Source organism: Pseudomonas sp. DSP3-2-3 (genome assembly GCF_049898225.1).
GTDB lineage: Bacteria > Pseudomonadota > Gammaproteobacteria > Pseudomonadales > Pseudomonadaceae > Aquipseudomonas.
The window spans coordinates 33,695-54,377 of sequence record NZ_JAFCXH010000026.1 but is presented as its reverse complement, the minus strand read 5'-3'; the positions used below and the strand labels follow the sequence as shown (position 1 = coordinate 54,377).

Sequence of the window (20,683 nt, the reverse complement as noted above, 5' to 3'; positions counted from 1 at the left end):
CCGTTTGCCGGTGTTACAACCCCAATTCTGAAAGCCCCGGATGATCATCCGGACGTCTGCCCAGCGGCCAATGGAATTTCCGCTCCGATTCCTTGATCGGCATATCGTTGATGCAGGCAAAGCGGTTGGCCATCAAACCGTTCTCGGCGAACTCCCAGTTTTCATTGCCGTATGAACGAAACCAGTTGCCTGAGTTATCGTGCCATTCATAGGCGTAACGCACGGCAATGCGATTATCGGTGAAAGCCCACAGCTCTTTGATCAGCCGATAATCCAGCTCTTTAGCCCATTTGCGCATGAGAAAATTCTTGGCTTCCTCGCGATTGGTCGCGAATTCCGTGCGATTGCGCCACCGGGTATCCAGGGTATAGGCCAGCGCCACTTTCTCCGGGTTGCGGCTGTTCCAGCCGTCTTCAGCGAGACGGACTTTCTGGATGGCCGATTCGCGTGTGAATGGCGGCAGAGGAGGGCGTGTTTCGGGAGTGGACGACATGACGAGACCTCTAGACGATGGGAGTCAGTGGTTCCGTGCAACGGGAGGCCGTTGAGCGGGGCATCATTCTACCCCGTCAAACGGTTGAACCTAAGATTACAAAACGGTCGCGCTCGGCTTTTCCCCTGCCAGCCCTTGAGCAAGGCTTGCCAGGACCATTTCGCCCATCCGCGTGCGGGTCTGTACGGTTGCGCTGGCGCGGTGCGGTTGCAGCACGACGGATTCCAGCTCGAACAGCTCGGTCGGCACATTGGGTTCATCGACGAATACGTCCAGGCCCGCACCGGCAATCGAGCCAGACTTGAGCGCCGCGAGCAGATCCGGCTCATTGACCAGGCTGCCACGCGCCACGTTGATCAGATAACCCTCGGCACCCAGCGCTGCCAGCACTTGCGCGTTGATGATGCCCTTGGCCTTGTCGGCTGCGGCCGCGACGATCAATGCGTCGCTTTGCCGAGCCAGTTCGATCAGGTCGGCGACGAAGGTATACGGCACGTCGTCCATGGCTTTCAGATCGGTGTAGCTGATCGGACAACCGAAGGCCGCCGCACGGGTGGCAACGGCGCGACCGACGCGACCCAGACCGACGATCCCGATCTTCATGCCGCTGAACTGCCGGGCCAGCGGGATCGGCGCCAATGGCGTCGGGCTTTGCGGCCAGGCACCACTGCGCACATAACGGTCTGCGGTGCACAGGCCACGGCAGGCCGAGATCAACAGGCCGATAGCCAGGTCAGCCACGTCCTCGGTCAGCGCGCCGATGGTTGCGGTGACATGAATGCCACGGTCGCGGGCGTAGGCCAGGTCCACTGCGTCAGTACCGACGCCATTGACGGCGATGACTTCCACGGCCGGCAATTGCTCCATCACCGCGCGGGTAATGCCCGTGTGGCCACCAGTCACCACACCGCGAATGTTGGCGCCGTGTTCACGCAGATAAGCGGCCTTGTCGGTTTGCTGGAAGTAGGGGCGAACGGTGTACAGCTCGTTGAGCCGCGCATTGATCTCGGGGATCAGGATCGGGCTCAGTTGCAGGATTTCAGGTTTCATCGCGTTCTCGCTCAAGCAGAAATTCAGAAAAATTGATCAGCCGCGGCCGACGAACGGCATGTTGGTGGCCATGACAGTCATGTTCAGTACGTTGGCCGAAAGCGGCAGATTGGCGATGTAACGCACGGCATCGGCGATGTGCTTGACGTCGATCATCGGCTCTACGGCGGTCTCGCCATTGGCCTGGCGCACGCCTTTGGTCATGCGCACCGACAGTTCGGTCAGCGCGTTGCCAATGTCGATCTGGCTACAGGCGATGTTGAATTCACGGCCGTCCAGGGCAAGGCTCTTGGTCAGCCCCAGAACCGCGTGTTTGCTGGCGGTATAAGGCCCGGTGAACGGGCGCGGGGTGTGGGCGGAAATCGAACCGTTATTGATGATGCGTCCGCCTTGGGGCGACTGTTTGCGCATCAGGCCGAAGGCGCCGCGGCTGCACAGGAAAACCCCGGTGACGTTGGTGTCGATCACGTTCAGCCACTTATCCACCGGCAGCTCGTCCATAGGCACGGCTGGAGCATTGACGCCAGCATTGTTGAAGACCACATCGACCCGGCCATAAACTTCTTCGATGGTGGCAAACAATGCATCGACGCTGGCTGGATCGCGCACATCAGAGGACACCGCCAGCGCTTCGCCACCTTGCTCGGCGGCCAGTGCCACCAATTCTTCGAGCGGTTCCAGACGCCGTCCGGTGACCACGACTTTGTAGCCATCAGCCAGCAAGCCGAGCGCAACTGCGCGGCCGATACCGCTGCCAGCGCCGGTGACCAAGGCGATTTTCGGGAGGGAATTGTCAGTCATTGTTATATCTCCGTTTCATCATTTTCTGGATCAGGCAGCGCGACGGCCGCCAATACGTACTTCGAACCTGGCGATCCCCGCGATGCCCGCGCTGATCACATCGCCGGGTTGCAGGACATCGACGCCCGGCGGGGTGCCGGTCATGATCAGGTCGCCAGGAATCAGCCGGATCGACTGCGACAAGCGGCTGACGATTTCGCCAACCGACCAGATCTGGCTTTCAAGGTCCGAACGCTGGCGCTCTACGCCGTTGACGTTCAGCCACAGTGCGCCCTGGCCGGGATGTCCCAGAATGCTGGCGGGCTGGATGGGGCTGATGGGCGCCGAGCCGTCGAACGCCTTGGCCGCTTCCCAGGGCTGGCCCACCGCTTTGGCCGCCATCTGCAAATCGCGGCGGGTCAGGTCCAGGCCGGCGGCATAGCCCCAGACGTGGTCCAGCGCATGGGCTTCATCGATGTTGAAACCGCCCGTGCCGATGGCGACCACCAGTTCGATCTCGTGGCAGAACTGCTCGGTCAGCGGCGGAAACTCCAGCTCGCCCACAGCATCGATCACCGAGGTGGCGGGCTTCATGAAGAACGCGGGCATTTCTCGTGGAGCGTTTTGCGAGTCGCCCCAGTGATAGTTGCGGCCCAGGCAAAACACTCGCGCGACCGGAAAGCGTGCGCTGCTGTCCGCCACGGGCAAGCTGCGGATCAGGCCAGGTTCGAACACGTAATCAATCATTGTTATTCCTTGAGCTAGAGCCTTCTTGCCGATCAGCCTACGGGATCGGCAGCGGCCAAAGTTGGACAAAGCGGTGTTCGAACTGGAGTAAACACGGCGAATGCGCGCCATAAAAAAGGCGTACTTGCGTACGCCATTGCCAAGGGGAGGCATAAGGTCACACACATTCTTTTTGCGTTAGCGGGTCTTCAATTCAATGCGGTAGATCTTGCCCAGCAGCAACGAGTACGAGAGTGTGCCGATCAGCGCAACACCGCCGATGAACCAGAACGCGTAGGCGAACGACCCCGTGACGTGCAGGATCTGGCCGATGACAATCGGTGTCACGATCCCGCCAATGTTGGCGGCCAGGCTGGTCACGCCGCCGGTCAGGCCAATCAGTTCCTTGGGCGCGATTTCCGACACCGCCGCCCACGAAGACGAAGCGATGCCTTGGGCGAAGAAAGCGATGGTCAGCAGGGCAATACACACTTCGTTGGAGTCGGTGAAGTTGACCAGCATGATCGACATGCCCAGCGCCGAGCCCACCACCAGCGGCAACTTGCGCGAGAACGACAGGGAATAGCCGCGCCGGATCATCCAGTCGGCAATTGCGCCGGCCAGCAGCACACCAACAGTGGCTCCGATAAAGGGCAATACGGCGAAGATCCCCACTTTGACCATGGTCAAATGACGCTCTTCGATCAGGTACGTCGGGAACCAGGTCAGGAAGAAGTACAGTGCCGAAGTGCTGGCAAACTTGCCGATGCAGATCGCCCAGATCTGGCGATACTTCAACAGCTCGGCGATTTGCGCCCACTTGAATTTGTTCTTGTCCTTGCTGGCTTTCACCAGACCGCCGCCGTCCTCAATGTACTGCAGCTCTTCCTTGCTGACCTTCTTGCAGAACAGCGGGTCGCGATACAGAAACAGCCAGGCGATACCGAAAATGATGCCCGCGATGCCGGTGCTGTAGAACACGTGGCGCCAGTCATAAGTGGTCGCCAGCCAGAGCAACAGGCCGGTGAAGAGTGCGGTGCCCAGATACTGGCCGCAGACATAAATACTGCTGGCCAGGCCGCGTTCTCTGGCAGGAAACCAGACGGTAACGGCGCGACTGTTGGCCGGGAAAGCTGGCGCTTCCATGGCGCCGATTGCCAGACGCAGGCCGAACAGCGAGGCGAACCCGCCCGCCATACCCTGGCACACCGTGACGGCGGACCAGGAAATCAGCGATACACCGTAAGTGATCCGCGAGCCGAATCTGTCAGCGATAAAGCCAGCGGGAACCAGGGCAAACGCGTAAGTCCAGGCAAAGGCGGAGAAGATAAGGCCCATTTCGACTTTATCCAGACCAAGATCCTTGGCCATGAACGGAGCGGCGATAGAGATGTTTACCCGGTCCACATAGTTGATGATCGTGGCAATCAACAACAGCGAAAGCATGAACCAGCGACGGCGAGAAGGCAGACGAACCGGTGCGGCAGCGGGTGCGGCGACACGGGCGTCGATCGCCTGGATATCAGGGGAGCTCGACATGAGAATTCCTCATTGTTTTTATTGGTATCGAGTTAAGTTGCGGCCCCAAAGTGATCGTACGACGATGTAAAAACAACCAAGTGCTTAGACCGTTTATTAATTTGCAGACAGCCTGCTCAGTATTTATCCAAGAAAATTACACCGCATGCGAAGCCCCGATAAGTTGACAATCCTGGGTAAAACATACGACTTAGAGCGCCTGCTGAATTTGACGTGGTGAATTTTCTTTTGGACATGGAATGACAATGGCTGGAAAATATTTTTACGGATTTATGTCATAGGACGACTGACAATAAAGGCGCGGCTCAGAACCGCAGCCGCATTTTGCACACGAGGTACCGATATGGATTCAGCAACGTCAGCGCCGACGTATGGCATGCAGCAACGCAGCGAGCGAGCCGATTTCTACATCCGTGACAAGCATGCCCGCAGTGCCGAAACCGGGCCGCATCGGCATGAGTATTTTCAGATTCAGATCAACCTCGGCGGTGACACCGTGCAGCACATTGGCGGCGTGATCCGGCCGTTCCCGCGCTATGCCCTGGCGTTTATCCTGCCGCACAAACTGCACCTGATTCCGCATCCGGACGCTGGCAATTTTCTGCTGATCAACTTTGCCCAGACCTTTCTGCTGCCGCAATTGCAGTGCGATCCGCTGGATCTGGAAGACGTACCTATCGCGCTGGCGCCTGAGTTGTCGCCGTTTCGCTTTCAGGAAAGCCTGGATTTCATTCTCGATGAAGCCGATTTTGGCGAAATCGAGACGTTGTTGATCCGCATGCGCAAGCTTGATCAGCAGCGCCAGTTCGGCACGCGGGAAATCCTCAAAGGCTGCCTGTTGCAGCTGATCGGTACGGTGTGTGAGCGGTTCGCCGAGCAGATCAAACTCCTCGCCGATGACAATGCCGCCGAGCGCAGTCGTCGCGATGCGCTGGCGCGGATGTCGGAATACGTGCGCAAGAACCTCAGCGATCCGGACCTGAGCCTGAAAAAAGCGGCCTCTGCGGCGTTTCTCTCGCCCAATTACCTGACGCACTGGTTGCGCAAGGAAGTCGGCAAGACCTTCAGCGAACTGGTGCTGGAACGCCGCATGCACCTGGCCCGCACGCTGCTGCTTACTGGCACCAAACCTGTAGGCGAAGTCGCCAGACTTTGTGGTTTCGCCGACGAAGCCTACTTCTCCCGCCGCTTCCGCAACGCCCACGGCATGCCGCCTGGACAGTTTCGCAAGCAGCGGGATTTGTAAAAGGCGCAATTACAAAGCCCGTTGGAGCGAGGCTTGCCCGCGAAGGCGTCGGTTCAGTCAGCGAGATAGTTGAAGCCAGTTCCGGCCTCTTCGCGAACAAGTTCGCTCCCACAGGGATTTTGGCGTGCCGTTTCAAAGCACCTGATCCGCCTCCGGCACGGCCTGCTGTTGTTCGCGCGGGCCGGGCACGACGTGGCTCAAGGTGATCGGGATCGACTTGGCGGCGGGCACTTTGCTGCGTTCCGCGTAATGCCAGAGCGGCACCAGCGGATTGCATTCCGGGTAGTACGCCGCGCTGCAACCTTCGGGAATATCGTAGGCAATGATCTGCATCGGCCCGACTTGCCGTTTGGTTTCCTGCTCAACCGCCGTGGTCAACATCACCCAGCCGCCGGGAGCGAAGCCCAGACGGACGATGTCGTTACGGTTCATGAAAATCACTGTGCGCGTGCCGCTGATTCCACGAAAGCGATCGTCATAGCCGTAGATCGTAGTGTTGAATTGGTCGTTGCTGCGGATCGTCATCAACTGCATAACCTCGCGTCGCCCGGGCGCAACCTCCACATCGTCGTCTTCGTTGAGCATCGTCGGCGTGATGAACTGCGCACGCCCACTCTCGGTCTTCCATTGCCGATGCGCCGCCGCCACTGGACGATGGAAGCCGCCGGGTTGCCACATGCGGGTTTCCATATCATGGAAAATTTCCGGATAGACCTCGCCAATGGCTTCGCGGATTGTTGAATAGTCGCTGCGCCACGCATCCCAGTCGATACGCTCGATGCCCGACAGGGTTGTCTCCGCCAGCCCGGCAATAATCGCCACTTCCGCACGCAAATGCTCGCTGACCGGTTCGCTCTGGCCTTTCCAGCCATGGATGTAACCGGTGCTGTCTTCAGTGCTATAGGTTTGTTCGCGACCGTTTTGCCGGTCGATTTCAATCCGGCCGAGGCAAGGCAGCAGCCAGGTATTTTTTGCCGTGACCAGGTGCGTGCGATTGAGCTTGGTCGCAATCTGCACGCTCACTTGCAGGTTTTTCCAGGCCGGTTCCATGCGCGATGTATCCGGGATCGCCCGCAGGAAGTTGCCGCCCAGGCCGATGAAACCCTGCATGCTGCCGTCGAGAATGCCTTCGCAGGTCTCGACCGTGGCGCGGCCTTTCTTGCTCGGGACATGAAAACCGTACAACGCTTCAATTTTATCCACCGGGACTTTCGCCGGATCTTCGGTGATGCCCACGGTGCGCTGCCCTTGCACGTTGGAATGGCCGCGCACCGGGCAAATCCCCGCGCCGGGCTTGCCGATATTCCCGCGCAACAGCAGCAGATTGACCAGCATCTGCACGTTTTCAACGCCGTGGCGATGTTGGGTTATGCCCATGCCGTAGATGATCATCACCCGTTCGCTGCGGGCATAAACCGTCGCGGCGGCTTCCATGGCGCCACGGCTCAGGCCGGAGCGCTGCTCCAACGTTTCCCAGGCGCAGGCGCGAGCCATGGCCACAAAACTGGCGAAGCCCTGAGTGTGTTCGGCGATGAACGCCAGATCGATGATCGGCGGCTCACCTTTGACCAGCGCCGCCATGTCCATTTCGAACAAGGCCTTGGCGATGCCGGTTAGCGCCGCCAGGTCGCCACCGATTGCCACCTGATGATACTGAGTGCTGACCACGGTCGAGTCCGGGCCGAGCATTTCCTTGGGGGATTGCGGATTGACGAAGCGTTCCAGGCCGCGCTCGCGGATCGGGTTGAAGGTGATAATCGGCACATTGCGTTTGCGCGCCTCCTGCAACGGGTGCAGCATGCGCGGGCTGTTGCTGCCGACGTTCTGGCCGAAGAAAAAGATGCAGTCGGTGTGCTCGAAATCATCAAGCGTCACTGTGCCGATGGGCACACCGATGCTTTCCTGCAAACCCACCGACGTGCTTTCGTGGCACATGTTCGAACTGTCGGGCAAGTTGTTGGTGCCGTAGGCCCGGGCGAACAGCTGGTACATGAACGACGCTTCCAGCGAAGCGCGGCCTGATGCATAAAACGCCACGCTGTCCGGTTCGATTGCGCGCAATTGCGCACCGATCTCGCGGTAGGCTTCTTCCCAGCTGGTCTCCCGGTAATGATCGGTTTGCGGCTCATAGCGCAACGGATGAGTCAGGCGGCCGTGTTGTTCCAGGTCGTAATCGGGCCATTGCAGCAACTCGGTGACTGAGTGGCGGGCGAAAAAATCCGGGCTGGTCTTGAGAGACGTCAGTTCCCACGCCGTGGCCTTCGCGCCGTTCTCGCAGAATTCCAGGTGATGGGGCTTGCCCGGCTTGGCCCAGGCACAGCTGACGCAGGCGAACCCGCCGGGTTTATTTTGCTTGAACAGCGCGACTGACCCTTTGCCCAGCGCTTGTTCGCGCCAGAGAATCTGCATCACGGACCTGGCCGAACCCCAGCCACCCGCAGCAGAGGTGTAGGGTCGGTAATGTGCCTTGGGATGGATAAGCATTGAAACATTTCCTCCAGACTGCGAAAACACGACGGGCGGCGCTGCCATATCCAGCTGTGACGCGGCGGTCTGGGCAAAGGTTCGGTGCAGGTTCACCAGCGGTTCAAAGGTCCGGCGGCGGGCGCAAAAGCGAACTTGCCGGGCAAAAACGAATCAGTTCTAGCGGCAGTTGATAAACAGAGGAGTGACCAGCGTTTTGCCGAATCTCAAGTCCATCATCGTGCTCTGCGTTCTTTTGTGCGCCGGCAACTTCAATCTTCAAGCTGCCGACGCGCCTGCCGCAGCGGCTCCCGCACCCGCCGCAGCTCCCACAGCCGCAGCGGCACCCGCCGAAGAAGCGCCCGCCGCGGCGGAAATCCTGGTTCAAGGCGGTTTGCTCGGTGCCATCAGTTCAAGCATCGACGAGGTGCAGGACAAACTCGATCTTGATGGCCACCTGCTCGACTCCTGGCGACTGCGTGCTGATCGCGCGGCCAACGAGCTGGACAAACTGGTCAGCAAACCGTCTTCGCGCTCGCAGTGGGGTGTAGCTGGCGATTTCCTGATGCTGTCGGTGGTGTGGATCGGTGCTTTTGCGATCCTCACCACGCTGGGCAGTTTCCTCGCGATTCGTCTCAACCGGCGGCCATTCCTCGCGGTTCGCCAGCGCAGTCAGGCCTTGCTGGGCTACGTTTTGCCCTACACGCTGCCCGCCATTGTCTGTCTACCGCTGACGCTGTATGTCAGCCATTTCCTGGACGCTTCTGTCGGTCGCGCCCTTGCGCTTTGCTTCGCGTATTCGACCAGCAGCGGCATTGTGTCGACCTCGGTGCTGCTGTGCGTGATCGTCATGTTCGATTTCGGCCACAAGCGCGCGGCGGTACGCATGATCCGGCGCTACAGCCCGCGGCCTTTGTTTGTTGTCGGGTTCATGGCCGCCTTGAGCGACGCACTGACCAGCCCGCAGATCGCGCGCCAGTTCGGCAACAACGTCACCACCAGCGTCGCGGTGTTTACCGGGTTGGTGGCCTCGGTGGTGTTCTGCATTCTGGTGATCAAGATCCGTCGGCCGATTGCGCATCTGATACGCAACCGCTCCTTGCACAGCCGCTTGAAGCAGCCAGCGTTGCAGGAATCGCTGAAAGTGTTTTCCAACCTGTGGTATCTGCCGATCCTGCTGATGATTCTGGTGTCGGCAGTGAATCTGATCGGCGCCGGCGACGACAGCCAGAAAGCCCTGCGCTGTGCGTTGTTCACCACCGTGTTGCTGATTGCCACGGTGTTCCTCAGTACGGTTTTCCAGCATCTGTTCAAGCCTGCAGTCGCGCCCGATCGCGGCGGGCATGTGTATAAAGAGCGCCTGCTCAGCCTGCTGTATGCCGTAGCGCGCATTGCGCTAGCCATCAGCTTTATCGAAATACTGGGGCGCATCTGGGGTTTTTCACTGTTCGAATTTGCCCAGCGCAATACCTTGGGCCGGGTCATCAGCGAATCGTTGAGCAGCATCGGTCTGATTCTGTTGGTCACCTGGCTGCTGTGGGTGGTGCTGGACACGGCAATTCAGGAAGCGCTGAAAACCCCGATCAATCTTCGTTCTTCACGGCAGCCCAGCACGCGCATCAAGACCATTTTGCCGCTGCTGCGCAACGCGATAAAAATCGTCCTGGTGGTGATTTGCGCGATCACCACCATGGCCAATCTGGGCATCAACGTTGCGCCGTTGCTGGCAGGTGCCGGGGTCGTCGGTCTGGCCATCGGTTTCGGTTCCCAGCAGTTGGTGCAGGACGTGATTACCGGCTTGTTCATCATCATTGAGGACACCTTTTCCGTCGGCGATTGGGTGGTGCTGTCCACCGGGCATTCCGGCACAGTCGAGAGCCTGACCATTCGCACCGTGCGTCTGCGTGATGGCAAAGGGTTCGTACATTCGGTGCCGTTCGGCCAGATCAAAGCCGTCACCAATCAGTCGCGGCAGTTCGCCTATGCGTTCTTCTCGGTGCAGTTCACTTACGACAGCGACATCGACAGCGCGCTGTCCTTGATCCGCGAAACCGGGCAGTCGATCAGTGAGGACATTTTGCTCAAAGGCAGTCTGCAAGGTCCGCTGGAAGTGTTCGGCGTGGACCGTATGGACCTCAACGGTGTGGTGTTGACCGCACAATTCCGCACAGTTTCCGGTGGGCAATACGGCGTGGGCCGAGCCTTCAACGAGCGCTTGAAAAAACTTGTGGATAAAGCCAGCGACGTGCGCTTTGCGCAGACTTATCCACAGACCGTGATCAGCCCGATTCCCGGCGCCGCACCGGCGTTGGCGATTGATGACGAAGGGCAACCCGCGCCAGCCAAGCCTAATGTGGTGAATCGGGATGGGTCGGAAAGCCCGGCGGTGTAGGTGGACCATCGGTGGGAGCAAGCTTGCTTGCGAAGACGGTATTTCTGACATGCAGTTCTGTCGGGTCCACTGGCCCCTTCGCGAGCAAGCTCGCTCCCACAGGTGAAAATGCGGTCATCCCGTGGGACCGGATCGCGCCAATCAGCAAGGTTTTTCAGCGCAACAACCGCTCACGAATCTGTCCCATACCCTGGCCATCCAGCTCCAGCCAATACACCGGTTTGCCCGCAATGATCGCAGCCGCAGGAATGCCGTCGCGGTAGATCAGCCGATTGCCCACCAGCGCGGGCACTTTCTGGCCGGGTAGCAAGGTGCCCAGCAGATTCAACGGATCAACCCCACTCAAGCTGATCAAGCTGCCGTCCAGCGGGCGTTTGCGGATTTCACGCAGCACGGGGATCGCCTCCGGCAAGGCGAATTGCTCGCCCGCCAGGCCGCTGACAAAGCGCCCGCCGCGTATCTCGCCGCGCGCTTCCAGACGATGAAAAGTGCGCAACAATTCGCGCCAGCTCGGCAGCCAATCGGCTTCGCGCTCCAGCAAGCGCCAGAACACCACGCCATAACGACGCAGCAATGTCAGCGCGATGTGCTCAAGTATTTCTGGATCAGTCGCTTGTGGCCGTTTGTTGTCGACAACTGCGGGCTCCGCCGCAGCGCGCCTGAGCAGCGCCCAGCGCCCCGCGTCATCCATGCCGCCGATAAACGCGCCACGATTGCGTCGACTGGTATGCGCCGAGCGTTTGCTGGCGGGCGTGATCAGCGCGCGCAGACCGGCGAAGCTATCGGCGTTGACCAACCCGGCCGCGACCAATTCCTGCAAGGCGATTTCCAGTTCGGCGCGCAGCAGATGGGCTTCGGTCACCAGTTCGTCGAAAAACATCGCGCCCTGGCTGGCCAGTGCGGCATGCACTTTTTGCGCTTTCAGCGACAAGTCCGCCACGGCCGATTGTTCGGTCAATCCGCTCCAGAGACTCACCTGACTGCGCGGCAGCAACACAATGGGCGTGCTGCGCAGCGCCGAGCCTCCGGTCTTGCTGCGGTTGGCGATCCGCGTCCAGACCACTTTGCCGGAGCGACAAATCTCATCCAGCCAGCCGGGGGAAAAGTCCTTGAGCCGCGCGGGCAGTAAATCGCTGTCCCACGCGCCAGCGGCGGCGCTGAAACCTTCGAGTTGAGCGATGACTTCCGGCAACGCAGCCTGGCCTTGGCTGCGCGTCGCGGTGGACAAATGCTGCCAGTCGAACAGAAAACGCATGAAGTCCTGCAACGACACCGGCTCGATTTCCCGGCGCAGGCGTTTGACCGTATAACGATGAATGCGCGCCAGCAGATGGCGCTCGCACCATTGGTCATCGGTTGCGCCAGGGCTGAAGCGGCCGCGCAACACATAACCTTCGCTTTCCAGACGCGCCAACGCTTGCGCCACGTGGCTGGTACTCAAGGCTAGAGGCGCGGCAATCTCAGGCACCGGTAATGGACCGAAGCCACTCAGGCGCGCACGAATGACTTCAACAATGGCCTCGTCGCGCTCCCATTCCTGATCAAAGCCGGGCAGAGCGGTCAGCGGCGGATGCATTTCGGCTTGTGGATAAATAGCTTGCAGGCAGGACAAACGTTCCAGCGGCAGCCAAAGTGCCTGCTCCGCGCTGACTTGCAGGCGCGTGACGCGCCCTGAACGCGCGAGTTTTTCCAGCCATTCCCGCCACGACGGCTGCGCCCGCGCTTCGGCACCGCTCACGCAACTCAGGCTCATCAACGCTTCATGCATCTCGTCGCTATTCTGCGGTTGCGGCCAGGCTTCTTCGCCGACCGCCGTGATGGCTTCGGCATCCAGCGCGCCGAGGTCATCCGAGGATTGCGGATCGCTCCAGCGTCGGTTGAGCACCGCTTGCGTGCGGCGTTCCTCCAGCGGCGCGTCGTCGAGAAATGCATAAGGCCGCGCATTGAGGATTTCGGCGGCAAGCGGCGAGGGCGCCAGCAAGTCCCGGGCAATCAGGCGAATCTGCCCGCCTTCCATGCGTCGCAACAATGCCAGCCAACCTTCGGCGTCCATGGCTTCGTGCAGGCAATCGTCGAGGGTTTGCTCGATCAGCGGATGATCGGGAACGTCCCGTTCGCCCACCAGATTCTCCAGGCAGGCGATTTGATCCGGGAACACCGTGGCGATCAGGTCTTCGCTTTTCATCCGTTGCAACTGCGGGGCAACCTTGCGCCCGCCGATGTAGCGCGGCAAGGCCAGCGCGGTGCCCGCATTCCAGCGCCAACGCACACCAAACAGCGGCGCATCCAGCACCGCCTGAATCAGCAAATGTTCGGCGCTGTTGGAGTGCAGATATTTCCAGACTTCATCCAGTTCAAAGCTGTGGCTGGTGGACAGCGACAGCACGATGGCATCTTCGCTGGCCGCCGCTTGCAGCTCGAAATTGAACGTGCGGCAAAAGCGCTTGCGCAGCGCCAGGCCCCAAGCGCGATTGATGCGGCTGCCGAACGGGGTATGAATAATCAGCTGCGTGCCCCCGGTTTCATCGAAGAAACGCTCCATGATCAGCGTGTCCTGGGACGGCAGCGCGCTCAACACCGAGCGGGTGCGCGCCAGGTAATCCACCAGTTGTTCGGCGCTGGCCAGATTCAGTCCGAGCGTGTCGATCAGCCAGTCGATGCACGGCTGCAAGTCGCCAGGATGCGCGCCGAGCAGCGCGTCGATCTGCCCTTGCAGGCGTGCCACGGCGAGTGACAGTTCATCGCTGCGTCCCGGCGCTTCGCCGAGCCAGAACGGAATGGTCGGCGGCTGGCCGTGGGCGTCCTCGACGCGCACCCGGCCGCTTTCTATGCGCAGGATGCGGTACGAGGTGTTGCCCAGCTGGAAGATATCCCCGGCGATGCTTTCCACGGCGAAGTCTTCGTTGACCGTGCCGATGTTCAGCGCCTGGGGTTCGAGGATCACGCTGTAGTCGGCGTTGTCCGGGATCGTGCCGCCGCTGGTGACCGCGGTCAGCTTGCTGCCGCGTCGGCCGCGCAAAGTGCGGGTCAACGCATCGCGATGAATATAAGCGCTACGCACGCCTTGGCGACCGGTGTAACCCTCGGCCAGCATGCTTAACAGGGCCTGATGATGCTCGGCGTCCAGTTCGGCATACGGCGAGGCCTGGCGGAACATGTCCAGCAGCGCTTGCTCCTGCCATTCCTGGCAACTGACCTCGGCGACGATCTGCTGGGCCAGCACGTCCAGCGGCGCCTTGGGGATCTGCAGAATGTCCAGTTCACCCCGGCGCACGCAGTCCAGCAGTGCGGCGCATTCGATCAGGTCATCTCTGGAGGTGGCAAACAGACGGCCTTTGGGCGTGCCGCCGACGTGGTGCCCGGAACGGCCGACACGCTGCAAAAATGCCGAGATCGAGCGCGGCGACGCAATCTGGCAGACCAGATCCACGTCACCGATATCGATCCCCAGTTCCAGTGACGCGGTGGCGATCAAGACTTGCAGGTCGCCGCGCTTGAGACGTTGCTCGGCATCCAGGCGCTGTTCCTTGGCCAGGCTGCCGTGATGCGCGGCTACGGCTTCTTTGCCCAGGCGCTCACTCAAATGCCGGGCCATGCGTTCGGCCATGCGCCGGGTGTTCACAAAAATCAGCGTGGTGCGATGTTCGCGGGCCAGCACCGCCAAACGGTCGTAGACCAGCTGCCAAACGTCATTGGCCATCACCGGGCCCAGCGCCACGGGCGGCACTTCAATTCCCAGATCCCGTGGGCGGGCGTGGCCGATATCGACGATGGCGCACGGGCGTTTGACTCGGTCGGCACCCACCAGAAAACGCGACACCAACTCGATGGGTTTCTGCGTCGCCGACAAGCCGATGCGCAACAGCGGCACGCTGCACAAGGCTTGCAGCCGTTCAAGGCTCAACGCCAGATGGCTGCCGCGTTTGCTGGCGGCGATGGCGTGGATTTCATCGACAATAACGGTTCGGGTGCCAGCGAGCATGCTGCGCCCGGAATCCGAGCCGAGCAGCACGTACAGCGATTCCGGCGTGGTCACCAGGATGTGCGGGGCTTTTTTGCGCATGCTGGCGCGGTCTTTCTGCGGCGTATCCCCGGTGCGCACGGCGGTGCTGATACGCAGCGGCGGCAAGCCCATCCGCGCCAGTTGTTCGGTGATGCCCGCCAGCGGGTTTTGCAGGTTGATCTGAATGTCGTTGGACAGCGCCTTGAGCGGCGACACATACACCACGAAGGTCTGTTGCGGCAGTTCGCCGCCGTTTTCCAGGCCGTGATGCACCAGATCGTCGAGCACCGCGAGAAACGCCGTCAAGGTTTTACCCGAACCGGTGGGCGCAGCGATCAGCGTTGAGCGTCGCGCCTTGATCAACGGCCACGCCTGCGCCTGAGCAGGGGTAACCGCCGGGAAAGTGCTGCGAAACCAGGCGCTGACCGCCGGATGAAAACCATCGAGCGCCGGGTCAGGGATATGCGGAAGATTCATGAGGCAATTAATGAGGGGGCAGGCGGGCGGATGCAAGGGCCTTTGATCGGTGGTGCGGAGACTCAACCCATCATTGGGTTTGGAATGATTCGTGGGATCGGCTTTAGCCGGGAAGAGGCCATCACATCCGCAACCTTTGTATTGTCAGGAATGCAGTCTTCCCGGCTAAAGCCGGTCCCACTAGCTGGCAGGCCTGTAGGAAAATCCCCACAAACCCAAACGGTTGGGGGTTAAGCGGCAACGTGATATGTTTGCAGGCGTTTTAACACATAATATTTCATTGGATTTGATACCGAGCCTGCTGACTCTATGCGAATGCGCCTTATGCTGTTGGGCGGCGGGAATGCCCTCGGGCAGGCGCTGATTCGTCTGGGTGCCGAGGAAGACATTGGTTTCCTCGCGCCGCGTCCGCCGCAAGACGGCTGGGATGCAGCGAGCCTGACGCAACTGCTCGATGACACCCGTCCCGATGCCTTGATCAACCTCGCTTACTATTTCGACTGGTTTCAGGCCGAAACGGTTAGCGAACTGCGACTGTCCAGCCAGGAACGCTCCGTGGAGCGTCTCGCCGAGCTGTGCCAGCACCACAACATCGTCCTGTTTCAGCCTTCGAGTTATCGGGTTTTCGACGGCTCGCGCGCGACTGCCTACAGCGAAAAAGACGAGCCGGTGCCGCTGGGGCTGCGCGGTCAGGCGCTGTGGCGTATAGAACAAAGTGTGCGCGCCACCTGCCCGCAACATGTGCTGCTGCGTTTTGGCTGGTTGCTCGATGACAGCGCCGACGGTGTGCTGGGTCGCTTCCTGACCCGGGCCGAATCTCCCGAAGCACTGCTGCTGGCCGACGATCGGCGCGGTAATCCAACGCCTGTCGATGACGCCGCGCGAGTGATCATTGCCGTGCTCAAACAGCTCGATTGCGAAGCGCCGTTGTGGGGCACGTACCATTACGCCGGTCACGAGGCGACCACGCCTTTGGCGCTGGGCCAGGCAATCATCACCGAAGCCAGCCCGCTGCATCCGCTGGCCATCGAAGCGCCCACCGCCCAGGCTCACGCCGCACGGCCGGACGCGGCAGAAGAGCCGCAACACGGCGTGCTGGCCTGCAAAAAAATCCTTCATACCTTTGGCATCAAGCCGCGCGCATGGCGTGCAGGCCTGCCAAGCCTACTGGATCGCTACTACCGACATGTCTGAAGCTCCTGTTCTGATTACCGGCGGTGCCGGTTTTATTGGCTCGCACCTCACCGACGCGCTGCTTGCCAAAGGCTACCGCGTACGCATTCTCGATGACCTTTCCACCGGCAAGCGCAGCAATCTGCCCTTGGATAATCCGCGTGTCGAACTGATCGAAGGCGATGTCGCCGATGCCGCATTGGTGGCCCGCGCCGCCGAAGGTTGTCAGGCCGTTGCGCATCTGGCGGCGGTCGCGTCGGTTCAGGCTTCCGTGGATGACCCGGTTCGCACGCACCAGAGCAATTTCATCGGCACCCTGAATGTATGCGAAGCCATGCGTCAGGCCGGTATCAAGCGTGTGGTGTTCGCCTCCAGCGCGGCGATTTACGGCAACAACGGCGAAGGTCAGGCGATCAGCGAAGACACCGCCAAGTCTCCACTGACGCCTTACGCGTCGGACAAGCTTTCCAGTGAGCACTACCTGGACTTCTACCGGCGCCAACACGGCCTTGAGCCGGTGATCTTTCGCTTCTTCAATATTTTCGGTCCGCGCCAGGACCCATCTTCGCCGTACTCGGGCGTGATCAGCATCTTTGCCGAGCGCGCTGAAAAGGGCCTGCCGATTGCCGTGTTTGGCGATGGCGAACAGACTCGCGACTTTTTCTACGTGGGCGATCTGGTCAAGCTGCTGACCCAGGCGCTGGAAATGCCTCAGCCCGAAGAGCGCGCGTTCAACGTCGGCCTGAACAAGACAACCTCGCTCAATCAGTTGCTGGGGGCCTTGTCCGATGTCGTTGGCCAACTGCCTGAAATCACCTACAAGGATCCACGTTCCGGGGACATCAAGCATTCCCGGGCCAACAATCAGCGGTTGTTGGCGAGGTTTATCCTGGATGAGCCGACCCCGTTGACCGTCGGCCTGGCAAAACTGCTGGGGCGTTGATGCGTTGTAACCTCAGATTCGAGGTATAAAAAAAGCACCGTGAAGGTGCTTTTTTTGGTTCCTGATTTTCCCCGTCGGGTATCAGAATTTGTAACCAACGCCGACCATGTAAACCCATGGATCGATATCGACGCTGACTTTGGTCTTGCCAACGCTTAGGGCAGACGGGCCGTCTACGCTGGCGTCGGTGTCGATGTCCACGTACCAGACCGAGGCGTTAAGCATGACTCTGTCGGTCAGCATGTAGTCCATACCGATTTGGCCCGCCAGACCGAATGAGTCCTTCAGCTTGAGGTTGCTGAAGCCTTCGCTTTTACGGGTGCCAGTCAGGTCAGTATCGAAGAACGTGGTGTAGTTGATACCGATACCGGCGTACGGCTGGAACTTCGACGACGGTTCCATTGGGTAGTATTGCAGCGACAGCGTTGGTGGCAGCTGCTTGACGTCTGCCAGCTTGCCATCAAGGCCCGGACCAAGGCCCTTCACTGAAACGGTGTGGCTGAAAGGCGATGCCGCCAACAGCTCAAGACCAATGTGCGGGGTCAGCATGTAAGCGAAGGTCAGACCCAGCTGGTTATCGCCATCCAGAGTCGCTTTGGAACCGGACACTTTCGTGCCATCGAGTTTCACCTCGCCGCTGTCTTCGTTTGGCTCAACGTGCGCGACGCCGGCACGGACGATGATATCGCCTGCTTCGTGAGCGTGAGCTACGAGCGGGGCACTGAGTGCGAGCGCGAAGAGGGATGCGCTGAGCAAAGACTTGTTCATGGGGGCTCCAAAGGCGGTTCAAGTTGTCTGTGTGCAATGTTACGGCGCGTCTGGAACGCGGCTTTGACACAGCTCAATAAAACGCGATGAAGCCTTCACTCTCAGCTCTCACCCCTCAGGAGTCCGGCAACTCGTAGACCAGAATCTGGTCAGCCTCCATTTGATAACCGGCATCGGCCAGTTCGCTGGTGGACGCCTTGACCTGCATCGGCCCTTCGATCCAGTACGGCTGGTACAACTCGTCAACCTTCACACCCAGCTCGCTGGTGACGTGCACGATCTGGTTCGAGGGCGGTGGCGGCACATGAATGCAGGCGCCGAAGTACGGGACCAACAGGAACTCGATCACGCGACCTTCTTCGCTGACTTCCAGCGGCACGATATAACCCGGCAGGCGTACCCGTTGTCCGTTGAGCGCCTTGACCACCGGCGCGTGCGGCGCGACTTGATGCGCGGCTGGCGCTGACTCGACCGACAGCGCATCGGAGAGCTTCGACAAATCATGGATCGGAGCCGTGATCGGAGCGATTTTCGGCGCGTCAGGCGGGATCATTTCTTCCCAGGTCAGCACTCGGGTTTGCGCCGCCCACAACGGCGTCGCAACCAACAGCAACAGCGCGAGCAGCAAACGGCGCATGTTCAACATCCTCATAAACGGATCGACAGGCCATCGGCCAAAGACTGCCGATAGGCGCGCCATGCGGGCACAGCACCCATCAGCAACGCGGCGGCCAGAATACCGCCGAGCAGCGTCCATTCATATTCGCTGGGCAATGACAGTGGCAAAAACAAACCGTAGTTGGCTTGCACATAACTTTGCGCAGCGGCAATGCCGATGTACAACAGCACCACGCCGCTGACCACGCCGGCCAGCGCCAGGGCGAACGCTTCCAGCACCAGCAGGCTTGCGATGTGCCAGGGACGCGCGCCCACCGAACGCAAAATCGCCATCTCCCGGCGCCGTTCATTGAGGCTGGTGAGAATCGCCGTCAACATGCCGATCAAGCCGGTCAGCACCACGAACAGTGAGATCACGAACAAGGCTTTTTCGGCGGTGCCCATCAGGCTCCACAGTTCCTGCAGCGCCACGCCGGGCAGGATCGCCAGCATCGGCTCGCCGCGAAATTCATTGATCTCGCGCTGCACGCTGAACGTGGCGATCTTGCTGTTCAGGCCCAGCATGAACGCGGTGATCGCTTGCGGCGTGAGGTCCATGTTGCGCGCCTGATCGGCGGAAATTCGTCCGGTGCCGTGAGCAGGCACGCCGTTCTGCCAATCGATATGAATCGCTTCCATGCCGCCCAGGCTGATGTGCAAGGTGCGATCCACCGGCGTGCCGGTGCGCTTGAGAATACCGACCACAGTGAAGGGCTTGTCGTCGTGCTTGACCAGACTGATCGCCGCCACGCCATGGGCCAGCACCAGCTTGTCGCCGAGCTTGTACTTCAGTGCGTCAGCCACCTCGGCACCGAGCACCACTTCGAATGGATCGGTGGCAAACGCGCGACCTTCGGCAAGCTCCAGGTGTTGCTGGCGGCCGAACTGGTAATGCTCGAAATAGCTTTCGTTGGTGCCCATCACCCGATAACCGCGATGCGAGTCGCCCAGGGAAATCGGAATCGCCCACTTCACCTGTTTGCTCTGGGCGAAGTGCTCGAAGCTGTCCCAACGGATGTTGTTGGTGGCGTTGCCGATGCGGAATACCGAATACAGCAGCAAGTTGACCGAGCCGGAGCGGGCGCCGACGATCAGGTCCGTGCCGCTGATGGTGCTGGCGAAACTGGCGCGGGCTTCGGTGCGCACGCGTTCGACGGCCAGCAACAGGCACACCGACAAGGCAATGGCGAATGCGGTGAGAAAAGCGGTAAAGCGCCGATTGGCCAGACTGGCCATGGCTAGACGAAACAGATACATCTCAAACCTCTGCGGCGACGGCGGCGCGATTGAGTTCGGACAACGACAGCGCGCGGTCGAACAGCGGCGCAAGGCTTTGATCATGGCTGACGAACAACAGGCTGGCGCCCGCTTCGCGACATTCGGCGAACAACAATTTAATGAAGGCTTCCCGGGCGTCGGCATCCAGCGCAGAGGTGGGCTCGTCAGCGATCACCAGTTCCGGCTGACCGATCAAGGCCCGCGCGGCAGCGACCCGTTGTTGCTGACCGATGGACAGTGAGTCGGCGCGACGGCCGAGCATCTGCGGATCTTTCAGGCCCAGATGCGCCAGTAGCGTGACGGTGGCTTTCGCTACGCTGCCATGGCGCTGAATCGCCCGTTGCGCGCGGACTTTGGAAAAGTGGCAAGGCAGCTCGACGTTCTCGCGCACCGACAGAAACGGCAACAGGTTGAACTGCTGGAAGATGTAACCGGTGTGATCGACCCGAAACCGGTCGCGGGCGCTGGCAGACAACTGCGTCAGTTCCTGGCCCAGCAAGCGAATGCTGCCGCGATTGGGTGTCTGCACGCCGCCGAGCAGGCCGAGCAGAGTGGTCTTGCCGCTGCCGCTGGGGCCTTTGAGGAACAGCGTTTCACCCGGCTCCAGGCGAAAAGCCGGGATGTCCAGCAACGGCGCATGTCCCGGCCAGCTGAAACCGAGGTCGGACAATTCAATAAGTGGCTGATCCATACCG

At 60.4% G+C, this 20,683-nt stretch carries 15 protein-coding genes; 4 read left to right on the top strand and 11 right to left on the bottom strand.

Features of this window, described 5'->3' with window-relative positions; all coding sequences use genetic code 11:
• Positions 1–13: 13 nt before the first annotated feature.
• The 5 genes from ACP7E4_RS23965 to ACP7E4_RS23945 form a co-directional block, all read right to left on the bottom strand.
• Positions 14–493: a DUF1348 family protein gene (locus ACP7E4_RS23965; protein ID WP_426117995.1), complete on the bottom strand. Its 480-nt coding sequence runs from the start codon at positions 491–493 to the stop codon at positions 14–16.
• Between the two features lie 96 nt (positions 494–589).
• Complete coding sequence (locus ACP7E4_RS23960) at positions 590–1,543, bottom strand: 2-hydroxyacid dehydrogenase (protein WP_426117994.1); 954 nt, start codon at positions 1,541–1,543, stop codon at positions 590–592.
• 36 nt (positions 1,544–1,579) lie between these two features.
• Positions 1,580–2,344: an SDR family oxidoreductase gene (locus tag ACP7E4_RS23955; protein WP_426117993.1), complete on the bottom strand. Its 765-nt coding sequence runs from the start codon at positions 2,342–2,344 to the stop codon at positions 1,580–1,582.
• A gap of 30 nt (positions 2,345–2,374) precedes the next feature.
• A complete protein-coding gene (locus ACP7E4_RS23950) occupies positions 2,375–3,076 on the bottom strand; it encodes a fumarylacetoacetate hydrolase family protein (protein WP_426118011.1) in 702 nt (233 codons plus the stop codon).
• Positions 3,077–3,247: 171 nt separating this feature from the next.
• Positions 3,248–4,588, bottom strand: coding sequence for an MFS transporter (locus ACP7E4_RS23945; RefSeq protein ID WP_331150756.1), 1,341 nt, complete (start codon positions 4,586–4,588; stop codon positions 3,248–3,250).
• 343 nt (positions 4,589–4,931) lie between these two features.
• On the opposite strand from ACP7E4_RS23945, the gene ACP7E4_RS23940 reads away from it, so the two are divergent.
• On the top strand, positions 4,932–5,834 hold the full coding sequence (locus tag ACP7E4_RS23940) for a helix-turn-helix transcriptional regulator (RefSeq protein WP_426117992.1): 903 nt from the start codon (positions 4,932–4,934) through the stop codon (positions 5,832–5,834).
• 132 nt (positions 5,835–5,966) lie between these two features.
• On the opposite strand, the gene ACP7E4_RS23935 is transcribed toward ACP7E4_RS23940, so the two are convergent.
• Entirely contained in the window at positions 5,967–8,318 is a 2,352-nt protein-coding gene (locus ACP7E4_RS23935; RefSeq protein ID WP_426117991.1) for an FdhF/YdeP family oxidoreductase, read from the bottom strand.
• A 196-nt stretch (positions 8,319–8,514) separates the two neighbouring features.
• Here ACP7E4_RS23935 and ACP7E4_RS23930 point away from each other — a divergent pair, with 196 nt between their 5' ends.
• A complete protein-coding gene (locus tag ACP7E4_RS23930) occupies positions 8,515–10,689 on the top strand; it encodes a mechanosensitive ion channel family protein (protein WP_426117990.1) in 2,175 nt (724 codons plus the stop codon).
• Between the two features lie 154 nt (positions 10,690–10,843).
• Here ACP7E4_RS23930 and ACP7E4_RS23925 read toward each other — a convergent pair whose 3' ends face one another.
• Complete coding sequence (locus ACP7E4_RS23925) at positions 10,844–15,169, bottom strand: DEAD/DEAH box helicase (RefSeq protein WP_426117989.1); 4,326 nt, start codon at positions 15,167–15,169, stop codon at positions 10,844–10,846.
• Between the two features lie 309 nt (positions 15,170–15,478).
• Here ACP7E4_RS23925 and ACP7E4_RS23920 point away from each other — a divergent pair, with 309 nt between their 5' ends.
• Together ACP7E4_RS23920 and ACP7E4_RS23915 are read left to right on the top strand one after the other, a co-directional pair.
• The gene (locus ACP7E4_RS23920; protein ID WP_331150761.1) at positions 15,479–16,363 is read left to right on the top strand and encodes a sugar nucleotide-binding protein; all 885 of its coding nucleotides are present in this window, start codon (positions 15,479–15,481) and stop codon (positions 16,361–16,363) included.
• A complete protein-coding gene (locus ACP7E4_RS23915; protein ID WP_426117988.1) occupies positions 16,356–17,285 on the top strand; it encodes an NAD-dependent epimerase/dehydratase family protein in 930 nt (309 codons plus the stop codon). Before ACP7E4_RS23920 ends, ACP7E4_RS23915 begins: the two co-directional genes overlap by 8 nt.
• Positions 17,286–17,366: 81 nt before the next feature.
• Here the strand turns inward: ACP7E4_RS23915 and ACP7E4_RS23910 are convergent, their stop codons facing one another.
• The 4 genes from ACP7E4_RS23910 to ACP7E4_RS23895 form a co-directional block, all read right to left on the bottom strand.
• Positions 17,367–18,053 carry an OmpW/AlkL family protein gene (locus tag ACP7E4_RS23910; protein ID WP_426117987.1) on the bottom strand — a complete coding sequence of 229 codons (687 nt, stop codon included), beginning with the start codon at positions 18,051–18,053 and terminating at the stop codon, positions 17,367–17,369.
• A 115-nt stretch (positions 18,054–18,168) separates the two neighbouring features.
• A complete protein-coding gene (locus tag ACP7E4_RS23905) occupies positions 18,169–18,690 on the bottom strand; it encodes a DUF3299 domain-containing protein (protein WP_426117986.1) in 522 nt (173 codons plus the stop codon).
• 11 nt (positions 18,691–18,701) lie between these two features.
• Complete coding sequence (locus tag ACP7E4_RS23900; protein ID WP_426117985.1) at positions 18,702–19,967, bottom strand: ABC transporter permease; 1,266 nt, start codon at positions 19,965–19,967, stop codon at positions 18,702–18,704.
• 1 nt (position 19,968) lies between these two features.
• Positions 19,969–20,679, bottom strand: coding sequence for an ABC transporter ATP-binding protein (locus tag ACP7E4_RS23895; RefSeq protein ID WP_426117984.1), 711 nt, complete (start codon positions 20,677–20,679; stop codon positions 19,969–19,971).
• Between the last annotated feature and the right edge of the window lie 4 nt (positions 20,680–20,683).

Coding starts and splice junctions, on each gene's coding strand:
- ACP7E4_RS23965 (WP_426117995.1), bottom strand. CDS start 493: ATGTCGTCCACTCCCGAAACACGCCCTCCTCTGCCGCCATTCACACGC.
- ACP7E4_RS23905 (WP_426117986.1), bottom strand. CDS start 18,690: ATGCGCCGTTTGCTGCTCGCGCTGTTGCTGTTGGTTGCGACGCCGTTG.
- ACP7E4_RS23900 (WP_426117985.1), bottom strand. CDS start 19,967: ATGTATCTGTTTCGTCTAGCCATGGCCAGTCTGGCCAATCGGCGCTTT.
- ACP7E4_RS23925 (WP_426117989.1), bottom strand. CDS start 15,169: ATGAATCTTCCGCATATCCCTGACCCGGCGCTCGATGGTTTTCATCCG.
- ACP7E4_RS23960 (WP_426117994.1), bottom strand. CDS start 1,543: ATGAAACCTGAAATCCTGCAACTGAGCCCGATCCTGATCCCCGAGATC.
- ACP7E4_RS23940 (WP_426117992.1), top strand. CDS start 4,932: ATGGATTCAGCAACGTCAGCGCCGACGTATGGCATGCAGCAACGCAGC.
- ACP7E4_RS23945 (WP_331150756.1), bottom strand. CDS start 4,588: ATGTCGAGCTCCCCTGATATCCAGGCGATCGACGCCCGTGTCGCCGCA.
- ACP7E4_RS23955 (WP_426117993.1), bottom strand. CDS start 2,344: ATGACTGACAATTCCCTCCCGAAAATCGCCTTGGTCACCGGCGCTGGC.
- ACP7E4_RS23895 (WP_426117984.1), bottom strand. CDS start 20,679: ATGGATCAGCCACTTATTGAATTGTCCGACCTCGGTTTCAGCTGGCCG.
- ACP7E4_RS23915 (WP_426117988.1), top strand. CDS start 16,356: ATGTCTGAAGCTCCTGTTCTGATTACCGGCGGTGCCGGTTTTATTGGC.
- ACP7E4_RS23910 (WP_426117987.1), bottom strand. CDS start 18,053: ATGAACAAGTCTTTGCTCAGCGCATCCCTCTTCGCGCTCGCACTCAGT.
- ACP7E4_RS23920 (WP_331150761.1), top strand. CDS start 15,479: ATGCGAATGCGCCTTATGCTGTTGGGCGGCGGGAATGCCCTCGGGCAG.
- ACP7E4_RS23935 (WP_426117991.1), bottom strand. CDS start 8,318: ATGCTTATCCATCCCAAGGCACATTACCGACCCTACACCTCTGCTGCG.